Origin of the sequence: Caulobacter radicis, from assembly GCF_003094615.1 — a bacterium.
Lineage (GTDB): Bacteria > Pseudomonadota > Alphaproteobacteria > Caulobacterales > Caulobacteraceae > Caulobacter > Caulobacter radicis.
In genome coordinates, this window is record NZ_QDKO01000045.1 from 13562 (window position 1) to 29085 (window position 15524).

A 15524-nucleotide genomic window follows, 5' to 3' on the forward strand; every position below is an offset into this window, starting at 1 on the left:
GTCGGGCGGGCTCGCAATGGCCAAACTGGCTTATCCCCACGCTTTACCGGTGGCGGGTCAGGTGAAGACCGCAAATCAAGGCCAGGGTGGCGATCGCGAGGCCTCCGGCCAGCCAGACGGCCGGGCGCACGTCGTGTTCGCCGACGATCAGGGCGGCCAGCAGCGGGCCGGTCGCGCAGCCCAGCAGGCTGGCGCCGGGGCCCAGGAGGGCCGCCCGCCGGCTGGGATCGGCCTCGATGGCCAGCGGCGTCAGGAACGGCGAGGCGAAGAGCCACGCGAAGCCGAACAGGCCCGAGGCGGCCAGGAAGGCCGGCGCCGGCGGCAGCACCGCGAAGACCACTAGGCAGGCGGCGGCCGCGATCACCCCCAGGGTCAGCGACACGAACCACGACATCCTTCCTGCCAGGGCCGTGGCCGCCGACCCGCCCGCGACCTGGGCGGCCAGCGAGATCGAGAAGGCCAGGCCCGCCGTGGTCGCCGGATGGCCGGCCTGGCGCGACAGCGGCTCGGCATAGATCCACAGCGCCAGGATGAAGGCCTGGAAGCAGAACACCGCCAGCAGGGCGACCCAGCCGCGCGGGCTGGGCAGGCCCTTGGGTCCGTCCTCGGCCTGGGGCAGGGCGGCCCAGGCGCGCGGGATCAGCGCGCCGGCCAGGGCGGCCGAGGCGGCCAGCGCCGCCAGCGCCACGAAGCCGCCATTGGGGCCGAACTCGCCGATGACGAAGACGGTCAGGGCCGACACCACGACCAACTGCGCCAGGGTCTGGATGGTGAGGTAGATCCCCGACCAGCGATCGGGCCGGGGCGAGCGCACGATCATGCCGGTGATGATCCAGATCAGCGCTCCGGCCGGCAGGCCCGCCGCCGCCCGGGCCAGCACCAGCAGGCCGTCATGGGCGAAGGTGGAGGCGAGGTTCAGCGCCGCCAGGAAGCAGCCGCAGGCCACCGCCGCCAGCCGCAGCCGCTTCGCGCCAAAGGCGGGGCCGAGCAGGGCCGCGCCGATCCCCATCGCCGCCAGTTCGGCCATGCCGGCCAGGCCGATCTCTGTCGCCGTCAACCGGCCGGCCGCCTCCAGCCCGCCCAGCAGCAGCGGGCCGACGCCGGGAAACAGCACCCCCACGATCCCGATCCACAGCACCGCCAGCCGCTCGGAGAGGCTGGGCGAGGGCCCTATCCAGGCGCCGGCCTGCCCGCTCAATAGCGGGCCCGCAGATAGAGGCCGTAGGTGCGCGGCGGGCCCATGCTGAAGACGTCGAAGCCCAGGCCCTCGATGGCGGTGATGTCGAGGATGTTGGTCTCGTCGAAAAGGTTCTTGCCCCAGACGCCCAGCTCGTAGCGGCCGCCGTCGAGCTTCCAGCCCAGCTGGCCGTTGACGTAGGCGCGACCCTTGTCGCTGAGGCGCTCGGTGTTGGCGGTGTCGAAGAACACCTTGGAGCGATAGGTGAAGTCCAGCTGGCCGGCGAAGTCGCCGACCGGCAGCGGATGCTCGTAGCGGACCACGCCGTTGACGCTGGCCTTGGGGGCCGAGGGCAGGCGGTTGCCCGAATAGTCCTGCCCGACCGAGACGAAGTCCTTGTATTCGGCGTTCAGCAGGGCCGCGCCGAGGGTCAGCGACAGGCCGCGCACCGGCCGCGCCTCGATCTCGGCTTCCGCGCCGTAGACGCGGGCGGCCGAGGCGTTGGTGAAATACTGCACCGACAGGGCCCCGCGCTGGATCACGGTGTAAACCTGCAGGTCCTGGTAGTCGTAGTAGAAGGCGGCCGCGTTCAGGCGCAGGCGGCGGTCGAGGAACTCGCTCTTGGCCCCCACCTCGAAGGCGTCGACGGTCTCGTCGTCATAGGGGCCCAGGTCCTCCGGCGCGGTGGTCTGGCCGGTGAAGAAGCCGCCGCTCTTGTAGCCGCGATTGTAGGTCGCATAGAGGTTGGCGTCGTCGGTCAGCGCGTAGCGCAGGCCAAGCCGGCCCGACAGCGACTTGAAGGTCTTGTCGCCGTCGTAGGTGAACAGGGTCAGCAGGCCGTAGTCGACGTCGCTGACATAGTGGAAGCTCTTGTCGTCGACCGAATAGCGCAGGCCGGCCGTGAAGGTCAGGCGCGAGGTCAGGTCGTGGTCGACCTGGCCGAAGACGGCCCAGCTGCGGGTCTTCTGGGTCAGCGGCCAGCCGAACACGCCGATGCTGGCGGCCGGGTCCATGCCGGTCGGGTTGTCGGGCGTGGGATTGCGCAGGTCGCCCAGCACGTCGTAGCGGCTGTCGTTGGAGAGGTCGTCCTTGGCCCAGTAGAGGCCGGTCACCCAGCGGGTTGGGCCCGCGCCGTTCGATTGCAGCCGGAACTCCTGGCTGACCGTCTCCTGCAGGGCGATGTAGCGGGCGCTGATCACCTGCAAGGGGTTGGCGTCGGTGTCCTCCCAGTCGTCGCGGGCCGCGCGCTGGTAGCCGGTGATCGAATAGAGCGTCATGTCGCCCAGGTCGTAGGAGACGCTGGCGGTCGCCCCGAACAGTTTGACGATGTCCTTGCCCTCGAAGCGGTAGTCGCCCTCGTAGAGGTTGGAGCTGGTGTTGGCGTAGCCCAGCACGTTCGTGCACTGGCCCGAGGTGTAGTAGGCCGGCTTGCAGACCGCGTAGCCCAGGCTGGGATCGAAGTCGCCGGCCGCCTCGGGCGTCTGGGCCACCAGCGAGCGGTTGTAGGTCCAGATCGAGCCGCCGCGCGACTGGTTCAGGCTCAGCGACAGGTCGGCGGTCAGCTTGTCGTCGGGCTGGTAGCGCAGGGCCAGGCGCGTGGCCCAGCGGTTGGCGTCGTTGCCCTTGTTCCCGGTCAGGCGGTTGGTCGTATAGCCGTCGTTCTTGTCGTAGAGGCCGCTGATGCGGAACGACAGCACGTCGCCGGCGATCGGTCCGCCGAAGCCGCCCTGGGCGTTGACGGCGTTGAACCGACCGTACTCGACGGCGATGTCGCCCCCCGGCGTGGTCGTCGGCTTCCTGGTGACGACGTTGATCGCCCCGCCGGTGGTGTTGCGGCCATAGAGCGTGCCCTGCGGCCCGCGCAGCACCTCGACCTGCTCCAGGTCGTAGAAGCCGGCCAGCTGGGCCAGCGGTGAAGCGACATAGACCCCGTCCACATAGACGCCGACGGCGCTGGCCGTGCCGGGGTTGAAGTCGTTGACGCCGATGCCGCGGATGAACATCCGTGGGTTGGCGGCGTTGTCGTCGGTCTTGATCTGCAGGCCGGGCGCCAGGCCCGACAGCGCCAGCAAGTCGCCGACCCGCTGGTTCTGCAGCTGGGCGCCCGTCATGGCGGTGACCGAGACGGGCACCTCCTGCAGGTTCTCCGCCCGTCTCTGGGCGGTGACGACGATCTCGTCCAACGCGACGGGCGCGGCCTGGTCGGCCGTCTGAGCCCAGGATGAGGTCGCCGACGCCATCAAGGCGACGGCGGCGACCCCGGCGAACACTTGCAGCTTGCGCACTACAACCCCCCGCATGTCCGTACGAGGAGGATGCTAGCTATAACTATCGTTTTGGCAAGCGCCGTTCGGCGACTTGCGTTTGCCTATTTCGGGATTGCCCTGGACGGGGCGCCGGCGGTCGTCTCGATCGCGCCGTGGCAGGCCTTGGGCGCGCGCACGGGATTGCAGGCGGCCGCGACGCCGCCGGGCAGGCGCACCGTGTAGTTCCCCGGCAGGCGCGGGTCGGCCCACATGTAGTCGGTCGAGACATACTGGGCGCCGCTGGAAAGGGCGGCGTCGCGCTGGGTCACGTCGCCGTCGCGGGCGGCCCAGGTGTCGGCGTCGGCGCGGGTGCGGACGATGAAGCCAGCCTTCACGGCCGCGGCGATGCGGTCCTTCTGGGCCACGGGATCGTTGAGCGTCAGGTAGGCGGCGGCCGGCGAGGCCTCGTCGGTATTGACGAACATCGCCCGGCCTTCGAGCGAGGCGCGCTCGCCGCGATAGATCGCCACCTTGGCCGGACCCTCGTCGAGGGCGAAGAACACCTTGCCGCGCGCGGCCTCCAGCGTCGGCCAGCCGCCGGCCAGCACCGCCTCGCGCAGCGTCGGCTTCCTGCCTTGGACCAGGTCGGGGGTGATCAGGCGGTCGGGGCCGAAGACGCCGCGGATCTCGGCGTCCAGCGCGTCGAAGGCGGGCTCGTCGAAGGGCAGGGGCGTGACGCCGCCCGGCAGGCTGGCCTGGCCCTCCTTGGCGTTGAGCATGATCAGGATCGGGGCGTGGTCGCGATGCTGGTCCGACCAGGCGCGGATCTGCGACAGGCACTCGATGAAGGTCACGCACGAGGAGCGGAAGTCGACGTCGGGCATGTGCAGGGTCTTGAAGCCCGGCTTGGCCAGGGCCTGGGCGGTGGCCGGCGGCAGCGTCGTTCCGCCGCCGAGCGCGGTCAGGGGCCTGGCGTAGCGTCCGCCCCGCGGGTCGGCGACGACGTCGATCTCCAGCTGGCGGGCGCCGGCGTCGAGCTGTTCGGCAAGGGGGCGGTGGGCGTAGTCGAGCCCCAGCACCGGCCGGCCCCGCGCGGCGATCATGGCGGCCAGCTCCGCCTCGGGGATCGCCTGCTTGTAGGAATTGTGGGTGCCGACGGCCAGAAGGTCGTTCATCCGCAGCGGCGCCTCGGGGGCCGCCGCCATCGTCATCGCCGCCACCAGACCCAGCATCACGCGCCCTCCACCTTGGAAAGCGGCTTCTCTAGCGGCGACGCATGACGGTTCGACGTCAGGCGTTTCGTGACCGCCCTGCGGCGCGACGGCAACAAATAAGGGGAAAGTCCGGCCCTCGCTGTCGGGCTTCATCTGGCCGTTATCAAACTCGTAACACGCGGTCACAATTTCGCCCTAACCGCCCCGCCATCGCGCCGGCGGCCCGCTCTGTTCGAGGCTCCCGGCGATCCAGTTGCAGGGGGTCTCATGTCCACCACGAAGAAAGCGCTGTCGCTCAGCGCCGCGTCGGCCGTCCTGGCCTTCGCCATGCTCGCCGCCCAGGCCCAGGCCGCCGACCTGTCGGCCGACGCGCCGATCGCCACCGCCGCCAACCCCGACGAGGCCCCCGACACGGCCGAGGTCGAGGCCATCGTCGTCCAGGGCTTCCGCAAGTCGCTGGGCGTCGCCCGCGAGATGAAGCGCGACAGCAGCATCGTCGCCGACGTCATCGTCGCCGAGGACATGGCCAAGTTCCCCGACCTCAACCTCGCCGAGTCGCTGCAGCGCCTGCCGGGCGTGGCGATCAACCGCGAAGCCGGCGAAGGCCGCCGCGTCAGCCTGCGGGGCCTGGGTCCCGACTTCACCCGCGTGCAGCTGAACGGCATGGAAGTGCTGGGCAACGTCGACTCGCCGATGGACAGCCGCGGCCAGACCTCGCGCGACCGCGCCTTCGACTTCAACATCTTCGCCTCGGAGCTGTTCTCGAAGATCGACGTGCGCAAGTCGTTCTCGGCCGAGCAGGACGAAGGCGGCATGGCCGGCACCGTCGGCCTCTACACCGCCAAGCCGTTCGAATATTCGGGCCGCAAGGCCGCGCTGTCGCTGCAAGGCGGCACCAACAGCGCCACCAAGGACTTCCAGCCGCGCGTGGCCGGCATGATCAGCCAGAACTGGGACGACAAGTTCGGCGTGCTGGTCTCGGTCGCCTACTCCAAGCGCCAGGTCGAGGAGCAGGGCTACAACACCTACGGCGCGGGCGTGCAGAAGGCTGTCGCGGCCAACGTGGTCAACCTCAGCCCGGCCGACCGCACCAAGGCCCTGAACGGCGAGCTGATCTTCCAGCGCGGCAACCGCCTGTCGGTGTGGGGCGCCGACAACGAGCGCCTGGGCGTCACCACCGCCGTGCAATGGCGTCCGGTCGAGAACCTGACCCTCACGCTGGACGGCCTGTACGGCAAGTTCTCCAACGACCGCAGCGAGAACCACCTGGCCACCCGCGCCAGCGTCGGCTCGACCATCCTGGGCGCGGCGACGCCGCACTCGGGCGTCACGGCCCCGGCCCCGGTGCTGCGCTCGATCCAGTACGACAAGTACAACACCATCATCTACGCCGACGTCGCCAACACGGTGTTCGCCACCGAGACCCGTCGCCAGGAGACCGAGAACACCTTCAAGCAACTGGTTCTGAGCGGCGAGTGGGAGCTGTCCGACAAGCTGAAGTTCGACGGCCACATCGGCCAGGAGACCTCGGACTACGACATCCCGATCTCGGACAAGTTCTACACCGAGGCGTTCGGCGACCTGATCACCGACTACCGCGGCAAGACCGGCAAGAACATCTACGGCTGGGACACCACCGACCCCAACAACTACCGCGCCCACGAGATCGACTTCTCGGCCACCTACCAGACGACCAAGCTGAAGAACGCCGAGTTCAACGGCTCCTACGCCTTCGACGACGCCCTGACCCTGAAGGGCGGCGTGTCATTCCGCGGCTTCGAGAACTCGGGCTACACCCAGACCAACGACGACGTGAACAAGACGCCGTGGGAACGGGGCACGCTCGATGACCGCGTCAACGACTACTACAAGATCTTCCGCGAGCACGACGACCAGGCCTGGCTGATCGTCGACTGGGACAAGGCGCTGGCAAAGTACAACGTCACCCGCACGCTGGGCGCGCCCAAGTCGATCTACGAGGTGCAGGAAGACACCACGGCCGGTTACCTTCAGCTGGACTGGAAGACCGAGCTGGCGGGCATGCGTCTGCGCGGCAACATCGGCGCCCGCGCCTACGACACCGAGCTGACCTCGTCGGGCGTGATGGCCGTGCGCGGCGTCAACACCGCCACCACCGTCAAGAAGACCTATTCGGGCGTGCTGCCGGCCTTCAACGCGGTGCTGGAGGTCAACGACCAGTTCCAGATCCGCGCCGCCGCCGCCCAGAACATCAACCGTCCGTCGCTGGCCTCCTACGCCATGAACGGCTCGATCAGCGTCGACGGCACGACGGTGACGGTGTCGAGCGGCAATCCGAACCTGGAACCCTACACCTCCGACGAGTTCGACCTGGCCGCCGAGTGGTACTTCGGCAGCGTCGGCATGCTGACGGCCGGCGTCTTCCACAAGAAGATCGACAATCTGGTGGCCAGCACCACGAACGCGGCGGTCTACTCCGACACGGGACTGGCCGAAGGCCTGGTGGCCGGCGTCACCGGCTCGACCCCGGTGATCTGGACCCGCTCGATCAACAACGCCGGCGCCACCCTGACCGGCCTGGAACTGAGCGCCCAGAGCGACTTCTTCTTCCTGCCGGGTCCGCTGAAGAACCTGGGCATGGTCGCCAACCTGACGCTGATCGACTCCGAGACGACCAACAGGTTCAGCGGCAAGGACGTGAAGGGCCAGATGTACGGCCTGTCTGACGTCAACGCCAACGTCACGCTCTACTACGAGGCCGCCAAGTGGGGCGCGCGGGTGTCGTCGAACTATCGCTCGGACTACACGATCGACAGCGGCGGCTTCGAGGCCACCACCTATGTCGACGCCTCGGCCTTCTATCAGGTCTCGCCGCGCATCCGCCTGACCCTGGACGGCGTCAACCTGACCGACGAGCGTGAAGCCCAATACAACAGCTTCTACGTCTACGACGCGGTCAACAAGGTCGACGTCACCCTGCCGGGCGCTCACCGCCTGTGGAACCACACCAAGAGCGGCCGGACGGTCTTCTTCGGCGCCAACATCCAGTTCTAAGGCGCATCTCTTCGCGTAACGGCGCGCCCCGGGGCCGAAAGGCTCCGGGGCGTCGTCGTTTGGGGTCCGTGGTTGACCCGGCGGCGTGATTTCATTTATATCCGACCAGTCGGTTATAAATGGAGTTGGCCATGGGCCGTAAACGCATCGTCGATCGTGACGCGGTGCTCGACGCCGCCGAGGCGGTGGTCGCCCGCGACGGGGCCGCGCGCCTGACGCTGGACGCGGTGGCCGAGCAGGCCGGCATCGGCAAGGCCACGGTGCTGTACGACTTCAAGACCAAGGCGGCGCTGATCGACGCCGTGGTCGAGCGCGCCGTGGCGCGCGACAACGCCTTCAACACCGCCATGACGCAGAGCCTGGACGGGCAGGACGACGCGGTGATCCGAGGCCGGATCCTGGCGGCGGCGACGCCTTTGCCGGACGACTTCCGCGCGGTGGCCCTGAACCTGTGCGCGGCCCTGGCCCAGGACGCCGGCCTGCGCGGCCATATCCAGGAAAACCAGAAGACGGTCATCGGCGCCCTGATCGCTGACGCCGCCAGCCCGCGCGGGGCGCAACTGGCCTATCTGGCGCTGGAGGGGCTGAAGCTGCTGGAGGCGCTGGACTACCACGCCTGGCCGGCGGGCGAGCGCGCCCGGATTCTGCGCGAGATCAACTGGCTGGTGACCGCCAAGCCCGACGGCGAGGCGCCCCTGCCGTCGCCGAAGACGACCTGACCCCCCACCCAAGGACTTGAGACCATGAGCTTCAACGAACCCGCCGCCGGCGGGCGCGTCCCCGCGCGCCTGTTCCTCACCGGAGGCAGCGGCTATGTCGGCCGCAACCTGATCCGCCGTCTCGTCGCCGATGGCGTGCGGGTCGTGGCGCTGGCCCGCAGCGCGGCCGCCATCAAGACCGTCCGCGACCTGGGCGCCGAGGCGTTCGAGGGCGACCTCTTCAGTCCTGATCTGGCGCGGGCCATGGCCGGTTGCGACGCCCTGGTCCACGCCGCCGCCGACACCGACCACGGGGCCGGCGTCGAGGCGCGCCTTCGGCGGATCAATGTCGAAGGGATGCGCGCGGTGCTGGCCGCCGCAAAGGCGGCGGGCGTGTCGCGCGCGGTGCTGATCAGCACCGAGTCGGTGCTGCTGGACGGCGCGCCGCTGGTCGGGGCGACCGAGGACCACGCCTATCCGCGTCGTCCGGCCGGGGCCTATTCGAAGACCAAGGCGCAGGCCGAGCGCATGGCGCTGGCGCAGAGCGAGCCGGGTTTCGAGGTCATGGCGGTGCGGCCGCGCTTCGTCTGGGGACGCGACGACACCACGGCCCTGCCACAACTGGCCGACGCGGTGCGCTCGGGCGCCTTCGCCTGGATCGACGGCGGCCGCTACCGCACCTCGACCACCCATGTGGCCAACCTGTGCGAGGGCGTGGTCCTGGCGCTGAAGAACGGCGCGGGCGGGCAGGCCTATTTCATCACCGACGGAGAGCCGGTGGAGTTCCGCGCCTTCGCCACGCGCCTCCTGGCCACGCAGGGGCTGACGGCGCCGGACAAGGCCGTGCCGCGCGGCCTGCTGAAGACCATCGCCACGATCGGCGACGCCCTGGCGGCGATCAGCGGCGGCCGGATCAAGGGGCCGCTGAGCCGGCAGGTCTACGCCACCTCGGCCGTCGAGGTGACCGTCAGCATCGCCAAGGCGCGCGCGGCGCTGGGCTATGCGCCGGTGGTGTCACGCGAGCAGGGGCTGGCGGAGCTGGCGGGCGTCTAGAAAGCACTCGCACCTTTCATCGTCATCCCGGGTCTGCGGCGCTTTGCGCCTTCGCCCGGGATGACGACATCTGTTTGCTGCTCTGCGGTCACCCGAACAACGGCACGGGCCCGCGCCCGCCGCCGTTCCACGTCACCCAGTTGGGGAAGACGTACGGCATGTCGGCGGGCGAGACGCCGTACCACTGGGCGATGGCGCCGACATATTCCTCGACAGCGATGCTGGGGATCCAGCGGCCGTCGTTGTAGGCGTCCTCGGCCCCGCCATAGGTGGTGTCGGGATAGCGGCCGTGGACCTTGCCCTTGGCCAGGCCCGCGCCCAGTACCAGGTGGTTGGAGCCCCAGGCGTGGTCGGTGCCGGCGTTGGCGTTGGGTTTGTAGACCCGGCCGAAGTCCGACATCGTGAAGGCGGTGACGCTGTTGGCCAGGCCCAGCGCCTTCATGGCGCTGTAGAAGGCCGCCAGGGCCATGGCGAGGTCGGCGTACAGGCTGTTGTGCGAGGCGACCTGGCCGTTGTGGGTGTCGTAGCCGCCCTGGCTGACGAAGAAGGTCTGCTTGGCGTGGCCCAGATTGTTGCGGGCCTCGATCATCCGCGCCGCACGCAGGAGCTGGCGCGAGATCTCGCTGGTCAGGGTCGCGCCGGTGGTCGGGTTCTTGAAGTGCTGGTCCACCGTCGAGGTCGTCGAGGTGATGATGGTGTTGGCCGTCGCCGCCTGGGCGTAGGCCGACGACATGCCCCGGCCGGTGAAGTCGGTCACCGCCCCGAAGGCCGAGGCGTCCGAGAAGGTGTTCAGCGCCTGCTGGCGGGCGATCGTGGCCGCGTCGGTGCTGGCGGCGTTGTAGCCGCTGCGCGAGACGCCGCCGCTGGAGGGCAGGATCAGCGGCGACTTGCGGCTGCCCAGCAGGGCCAGCTGCGAGCCGGCGATCGAGACCAGCGGCGGGATCTCGGCGGCTTCCGCGCGGTCGAGGATCCGGCCCATGAACCCGTCGAGGTTCTTCTCGCGCATGCGCATGCCCTGCCACTCGTTCTGCTGGTCCTCGTGGGACATCAGGTTCAGCGGGCGCAGGTCCGGGCGGCTCTGGTAGATGGTCTTGGTCAGCGGCTGGAACAGCGTGCCGGTGTTGAGCACGACGCTGAGCGCCCCCTCGTCCCAGGCGCTCTTCAGCGAGGCCATGGCCGGATGCAGGCCGAACGCCGTGCCGGTCAGCGGCACGAGGGCGTCCTGCTTGACGGCGATGGCCGAGCGCTTGGCGGCGTAGTCGGCGTAACGCTCGTCGTTGGGGATCACCATGTTCCAGGCGTCATTGCCGCCGAACAGGAAGACCCCGACCATCGCGCGATAGCTGGAGGTGTCGGCGATGGCGGCCGAAACCCCGATCTGGGCGAGGGCGGCGGTGGCGGAGGCGCCGGCGAGCAGCCGGCCGAAATCACGGCGGGAAAGGGTCATGGCTCAGCGATCGACCTGGAAGTGGGGCGAGGAGGCGACGATGTAGAGGGCGACCTGCGCCCGCTTGCGCGCCTGGATGGCGGGGTCGGTGTTCTTGACGGCGGCCATGGCCGACGACAGCGCGCCGCGCTGGGCCGAGGTCATGGTCCCGTTGAGGAAGACGAGATCGATGCGCTCGAGCATCTTGGCCTCGTCGGCGGCCAGGGCCTCCCACTGGGCCCAGGGCAGCTCGACCGGAACCGAGCCGGGAATGGTCGGCTGGGTCTTGAACTCGGTGCGGGTGGCCTCGCCGCCCATGGTCCAGTCCCAGGCCAGGTTGTGGCGGGCGACCATGGTCGAGGTGGTCATCAGCTTGCTGGCCGGGCTCATCTCGCCCGAGCCCAGCGGAAGCGGGAAGTCGTACGGATAGAAGTTGAACACCGACGGGGCGCGGAAGGGCATCTGCCCCAGGCCGTTGTCGCGGTAGTAGAAGGCGTAGCCGTCGGACTTCAGGCCCATGCCGCGCGCCAGGCCCGTCAGGAACAGCACCGGCTCCTTGACCTTGCCGGGCGTGGCGGCCGAGCCGCGCGCCTCGCTGTCGGTGAGGATCGCCTTGATCACCGCCTTCATGTCGCCGCGCACGCCCGCGCCGTTGTCGGCGAACACGGCCGCGACCCGGCCCACATAGGCCGGCGAGGGGTTGGCCAGGGTCAGCTGCTGGATCAGCCGCTTGGCGATGAAGGGCGGGGTGTTGGGGTGGTTGAAGACGGTGTCGACCACCGTGTCGACGTTCTGCTGCTGGGTCGCGCCGGCCGGGATCGTCACGTTCAGGAAGGTCTTGGCGCCGGTGTCGAACCGGGCGGCGTTGACGATCATCGGCCTGGTGTAGTCGACCTTGACGTAGTCGCTGATCGCCGCGCCATCGAGGCGGGCGTAGGTCCAGCCGGTCAGCGCCCGGGCCACTTCCTTGACCTCGGCGTTGGAATAGGTGGCGATCACCGCCCCGTCGGCGCCGGTCTTGGGCGTGCCGTCCATGTTCAGCATCACCGTGCCGACCGAGAACAGCTGCATCAGCTCGCGGGCGTAGTTTTCGTTGGGGGCCGACTTGTTGCTGTCGACCATGTCGAGGAAGTTGCCCATGAACGGGTTCAGGGTCACCTCGCGCAGGATGTCCTTGTAGTTGCCGAAGGCGTTGCCCAGCAGGACCTGGTTGAAGGTCGCCAGGCCCGCGGTGGTGTGCACCTCGAGGTCCGAGGCCACCACGATCTGCGACAGGGCGAAGGCCGTGCGCTGGCGCAACTGGTCGTCCTTGCCCATGGCGTTGGAATAGAAGCGCATGGCCATCGGCAGGGCGCCGAAGTTGTCGCGGTTGCAGACGCTGAGATCCGTGCCGGTCAGGTTCTGGGCCGTGCAGAAGTTGGTCGGCACGGGCTTGCCGGCGATGTCGGCATAGGTGCTGGAGCTCAGCCCCAGTTGCTGGTCGATCCAGGCCGACGCGCTCTTGGCGGCGACGATCTGGTCGATCAGCTCGGGCGTGGGGCCAAAGCTCGCCTGCTTGGCCAGGCGCGAGGCCTCGGCCGCCGAGATCACCGCCGGCGGGGGCGGGGCGGTCGGCGTCGTGCCGCCGCCGCCCTGGGGCGTGGAGGATCCCCCGCCGCCGCCTCCACCGCCGCCGCAGGCCGTCAGAAGAAGGGCCAGGCCGATCCCGGACCCCGAAGCTAGAAGTCTGATACGCATGGACAATAGATCCCCGATCACGCCCGCGGAGCGGGCGCGCTGAACGCGAAAAACAAGGTGGTTGAAGGCCGGCTCTAGCGGTCTATGAACACGATCTCCCGCACGGCGCGGACGCCGTCCTGGCGGTGAAGCTGGACGAAGACGTCGACGACGCGCTCGACATGGTCGACCACGTCCTGGCGTCGCAGGTTGGCGCCGGCCTGCAGGGCCATCAGGGCCAACTGCTCGACCGCGCCGCGCGGGTCGTCGGCGTGGACGGTGGTCATCGAGCCGGGATGGCCGCTGGAGACGGCGCGCAGGAAGCTGAAGGCCTCGGCCCCGCGCAGCTCGCCCAGGATGATCCGGTCGGGCCTAAGGCGCAGGCTGGCCTGCAGCAGGTGCTCGGTCCCGATCCGGGCCTGCCCCTGCTCGCCGCGCGCGGCCACCAGGCCGACGGCGTTGGGGTGAATGAGCCGGATCTCGGGCGCGTCCTCGATCAGCACCAGGCGCTGGTCGAGCGGGACCTCCTTCAGCAGGGCGTTGAGGAAGGTGGTCTTGCCGGTCGAGGTGCCGCCGCTGACGACGATGTTCTTGCCCGCCCGCACGGCCGCCGACAGGAAGCCGCGCACGTCGCCGGCGTCGAGCAGGGCGCGCAGGGCCGCGTCGGGGCGGATCGGCGGGGCCGTGGCGCGGTCGAAGGCGCCGGCGGCGGCGTAGTCGTCCAGCGACAGGTCCGAGACCACGTGCTTGCGGATGGCCATGACGATCCCGCCGCGCGTGGCGGGCGGGGCGACGACCTGCACGCGGGCGCCGTCGGGCAGCACGGCCGACAGCAGGGGATGCTCGCGGCTGACGCCCTGGTGGGCGATGGCGGCCACCTGGCGGGCCAGCCGCCAGAGGTTGGTCTCGTCCAGTTCGGGAACGTTCTCGGCGGCGATCGCGCCGCCCAGCCGCTCGACCCACAGCTCGCCGGGCCGGTTGACATAGAGGTCGGTCACCGCCGGATCGGCCAGCCACGGCGCCAGCGGCGCCAGGTAGGCCTCCAGATAGACCCCCATCGGGGCGTGATGGGTCATTTGAGGCTCCGCACGCCGGAGAAGTCGAGGTCGCGGGCGACGAAGATCGTCACCGGCGCGCCCTGAGGGGTCTTGATCGTCGGCGAGGTGTTGGTCCCCTTGGCGGCGTTGGCCAGGTTGGCCGCTTCCGACATCGAGCCGATGTAGATCTGCGAATTGGCCCGGCTGTTGCTGACCGCCGCGACGCCGGCGCTGAGCACCGAGGTCAGGATCGAGCCGCCGAAGCGGGTGAAGAAGTGGCGGTCGACCTTGCCTTCCAGGCCGCCCCGGCCCAGCGGGTCGGCGGCCGGCGAGCCGATCTGCACCGACACGCCGTCGGGGCGGATCACCCGGGTCCAGATCACGAAGACCCGGCTGGCGCCCAGCGCCAGGCCCGACTTGTACTGGCCGATGACCCGGCTGCCGCGCGGGATCAGCACGGTGGAGCCGTCGAAGCTCTTGACGTCGCGGGTGACCATGGCGCGGGCCAGGCCCGGCAGGTCGGAATTGATCGCCGTCTCCATCACCGCCGGGATCACCGCGCCCTGCGGGATGATGGCGTCCAGGTCCTGCATGGCGCTGGCCTTGGCGGGCGCGGCCTCGTCCAGGCCCACGCGATCGGCGAAGCGTTCGTCGGGATTGAGGGCGGCCACGCGGGTGGCCTCGCCGGCGACGGCCGCGGGGCTGCCGGGGGCGGCCTTGGCGGCGGGCTGGCCCCGGTCGCTGAGGTCGACGACCAGGGTGGGCGCGCGGCGCCGGCCGGAGTCGTCCGCCGGACCAGCGAACACCGCGGCGGGCGGCGGCGGCGCGTAGGCGGGCGCCGGCGGCGGGGCCGGATCGGCGGGCGCGCTGTTGTCGACCGTGAACTGCGGGGCGGGCACGGCGTAGAGCGGTCCCTGAACCTGGGCGAGCTTGGCCACCGGCGCGGGCTGGACGGCGGCGGGCGGAACGGCTTGCGGGCGCTGGCCGGCGTCGGCGCGGTGGCTCGACAGCCAGGCGAACACGGCGACGCCGAACACGCCGAAACCGGCCATGATGGCGAGGTTGGAAACGCCGCCGGCCTTGCCGACCACGGGGCGGGCCTGGGCGTCGGCGACGGCCAGGTCGTCCTGGACCTGGGGTGATAGACGCGGATCGATGTCCTGGGTCATCGGGCCTTCCCCTGAACCTTCCCCGGGACTTGCCAGGCGGCGTTGACGACGGTGGCGCTGGCCTTGTCGCTGCGCAGCACGAAGCGCGGGGCCAGCTGGTCGACGACCAGGTAGCCGTCCTTGACCACGGCGTTGGCGAGACCCTCAGAGCCGTCGGCGCCGATGACGAAGATCGCCGGCAGCTCGGCTTGGCTGGGCCAGGCGAAATAGGTGGCGCGGCCGTCGTCGAACACCCGCGCCGGGGCCAGGGCGGCCGAGCCCTTGATGGTGTAGGCGGCGTTGCGCGGCGGCTGTGCCGCGGCCGGCTTGGCGGGCGGGGCGGCGATCTCGACCGGAACCGCCGGATAGCGGAAGCGCACCACATAGGCGGCGTCCGTCCCGCCCGGCGACACCGACAGCTCGAAGACATAGCGGCGACGGTCGGTGACGACGGTCATGTTGGTGACCGGGGCGCGGTCCACGGGTTTCAGGAACAGCAGGGTGGCGCGCTTGTTGGGCGTGACCTGCCAGCCCAGGGCGTCGCCGATCGAGACGTTCTCGATCCGCTCGTCGGGGGCGAACTCCAGCATGGTCTGGAAGCCCATGACGCCGCTCAGGCGGTAAACCTGGTCGGGGTCGTAGGGCAGGGTGCGGATGCGCGGGTCGGGCGCGGGCGCCGGGGCGGCGGCGGTCTGGGCCAGGGCGGGCGTGGCCAGCAGGCAGGCGAGCGACAGGGCCAGAAGCGGGCGCTTCACGGGCGAAACTCCGGAACGGGT

11 protein-coding genes are annotated in these 15524 nt (G+C 70.0%); 3 read left to right on the forward strand and 8 right to left on the reverse strand.

Translation table 11 applies throughout. The features are described 5' to 3' along the window. Positions 1-43 precede the first annotated feature (43 nt). The 3 genes from DDF62_RS25140 to DDF62_RS25150 all read right to left on the reverse strand — a co-directional run bounded on the left by DDF62_RS25140 (position 44) and on the right by DDF62_RS25150 (position 4658). Entirely contained in the window at positions 44-1198 is a 1155-nt protein-coding gene (locus DDF62_RS25140) for an MFS transporter (RefSeq protein WP_116491659.1), read from the reverse strand. Next, entirely contained in the window at positions 1195-3462 is a 2268-nt protein-coding gene (locus DDF62_RS25145) for a TonB-dependent receptor (RefSeq protein ID WP_116491660.1), read from the reverse strand. Before DDF62_RS25145 ends, DDF62_RS25140 begins: the two co-directional genes overlap by 4 nt. An 83-nt stretch (positions 3463-3545) precedes the next feature. Then, a complete protein-coding gene (locus DDF62_RS25150) occupies positions 3546-4658 on the reverse strand; it encodes a phosphatidylinositol-specific phospholipase C1-like protein (RefSeq protein WP_116491661.1) in 1113 nt (370 codons plus the stop codon). 246 nt (positions 4659-4904) lie between these two features. Here DDF62_RS25150 and DDF62_RS25155 point away from each other — a divergent pair, with 246 nt between their 5' ends. From DDF62_RS25155 to DDF62_RS25165, 3 genes are all read left to right on the forward strand, one after another. Beyond that, a complete protein-coding gene (locus DDF62_RS25155; RefSeq protein ID WP_116491662.1) occupies positions 4905-7670 on the forward strand; it encodes a TonB-dependent receptor in 2766 nt (921 codons plus the stop codon). A 131-nt stretch (positions 7671-7801) separates the two neighbouring features. Further along, the gene (locus DDF62_RS25160) at positions 7802-8389 is read left to right on the forward strand and encodes a TetR/AcrR family transcriptional regulator (protein ID WP_116491682.1); all 588 of its coding nucleotides are present in this window, start codon (positions 7802-7804) and stop codon (positions 8387-8389) included. Between the two features lie 24 nt (positions 8390-8413). Then, positions 8414-9421: an NAD-dependent epimerase/dehydratase family protein gene (locus DDF62_RS25165; protein WP_116491663.1), complete on the forward strand. Its 1008-nt coding sequence runs from the start codon at positions 8414-8416 to the stop codon at positions 9419-9421. An 88-nt stretch (positions 9422-9509) separates the two neighbouring features. Here DDF62_RS25165 and DDF62_RS25170 read toward each other — a convergent pair whose 3' ends face one another. From DDF62_RS25170 to DDF62_RS25190, 5 genes are all read right to left on the reverse strand, one after another. Further along, positions 9510-10868, reverse strand: coding sequence for a DUF1501 domain-containing protein (locus DDF62_RS25170; protein ID WP_116491664.1), 1359 nt, complete (start codon positions 10866-10868; stop codon positions 9510-9512). A gap of 3 nt (positions 10869-10871) precedes the next feature. After that, positions 10872-12584 carry a DUF1800 domain-containing protein gene (locus DDF62_RS25175; protein ID WP_116491665.1) on the reverse strand — a complete coding sequence of 571 codons (1713 nt, stop codon included), beginning with the start codon at positions 12582-12584 and terminating at the stop codon, positions 10872-10874. A 74-nt stretch (positions 12585-12658) separates the two neighbouring features. Then, complete coding sequence (gene virB11, locus DDF62_RS25180) at positions 12659-13639, reverse strand: P-type DNA transfer ATPase VirB11 (protein ID WP_116491666.1); 981 nt, start codon at positions 13637-13639, stop codon at positions 12659-12661. Further along, positions 13636-14769 (reverse strand): TrbI/VirB10 family protein, encoded by a 1134-nt coding sequence (locus tag DDF62_RS25185; protein WP_116491667.1) that lies wholly within the window; start codon positions 14767-14769, stop codon positions 13636-13638. Before DDF62_RS25185 ends, virB11 begins: the two co-directional genes overlap by 4 nt. Beyond that, complete coding sequence (locus tag DDF62_RS25190; RefSeq protein WP_165832380.1) at positions 14766-15503, reverse strand: TrbG/VirB9 family P-type conjugative transfer protein; 738 nt, start codon at positions 15501-15503, stop codon at positions 14766-14768. The genes DDF62_RS25185 and DDF62_RS25190 overlap by 4 nt, the downstream gene beginning before the upstream one ends. Positions 15504-15524 lie beyond the last annotated feature (21 nt).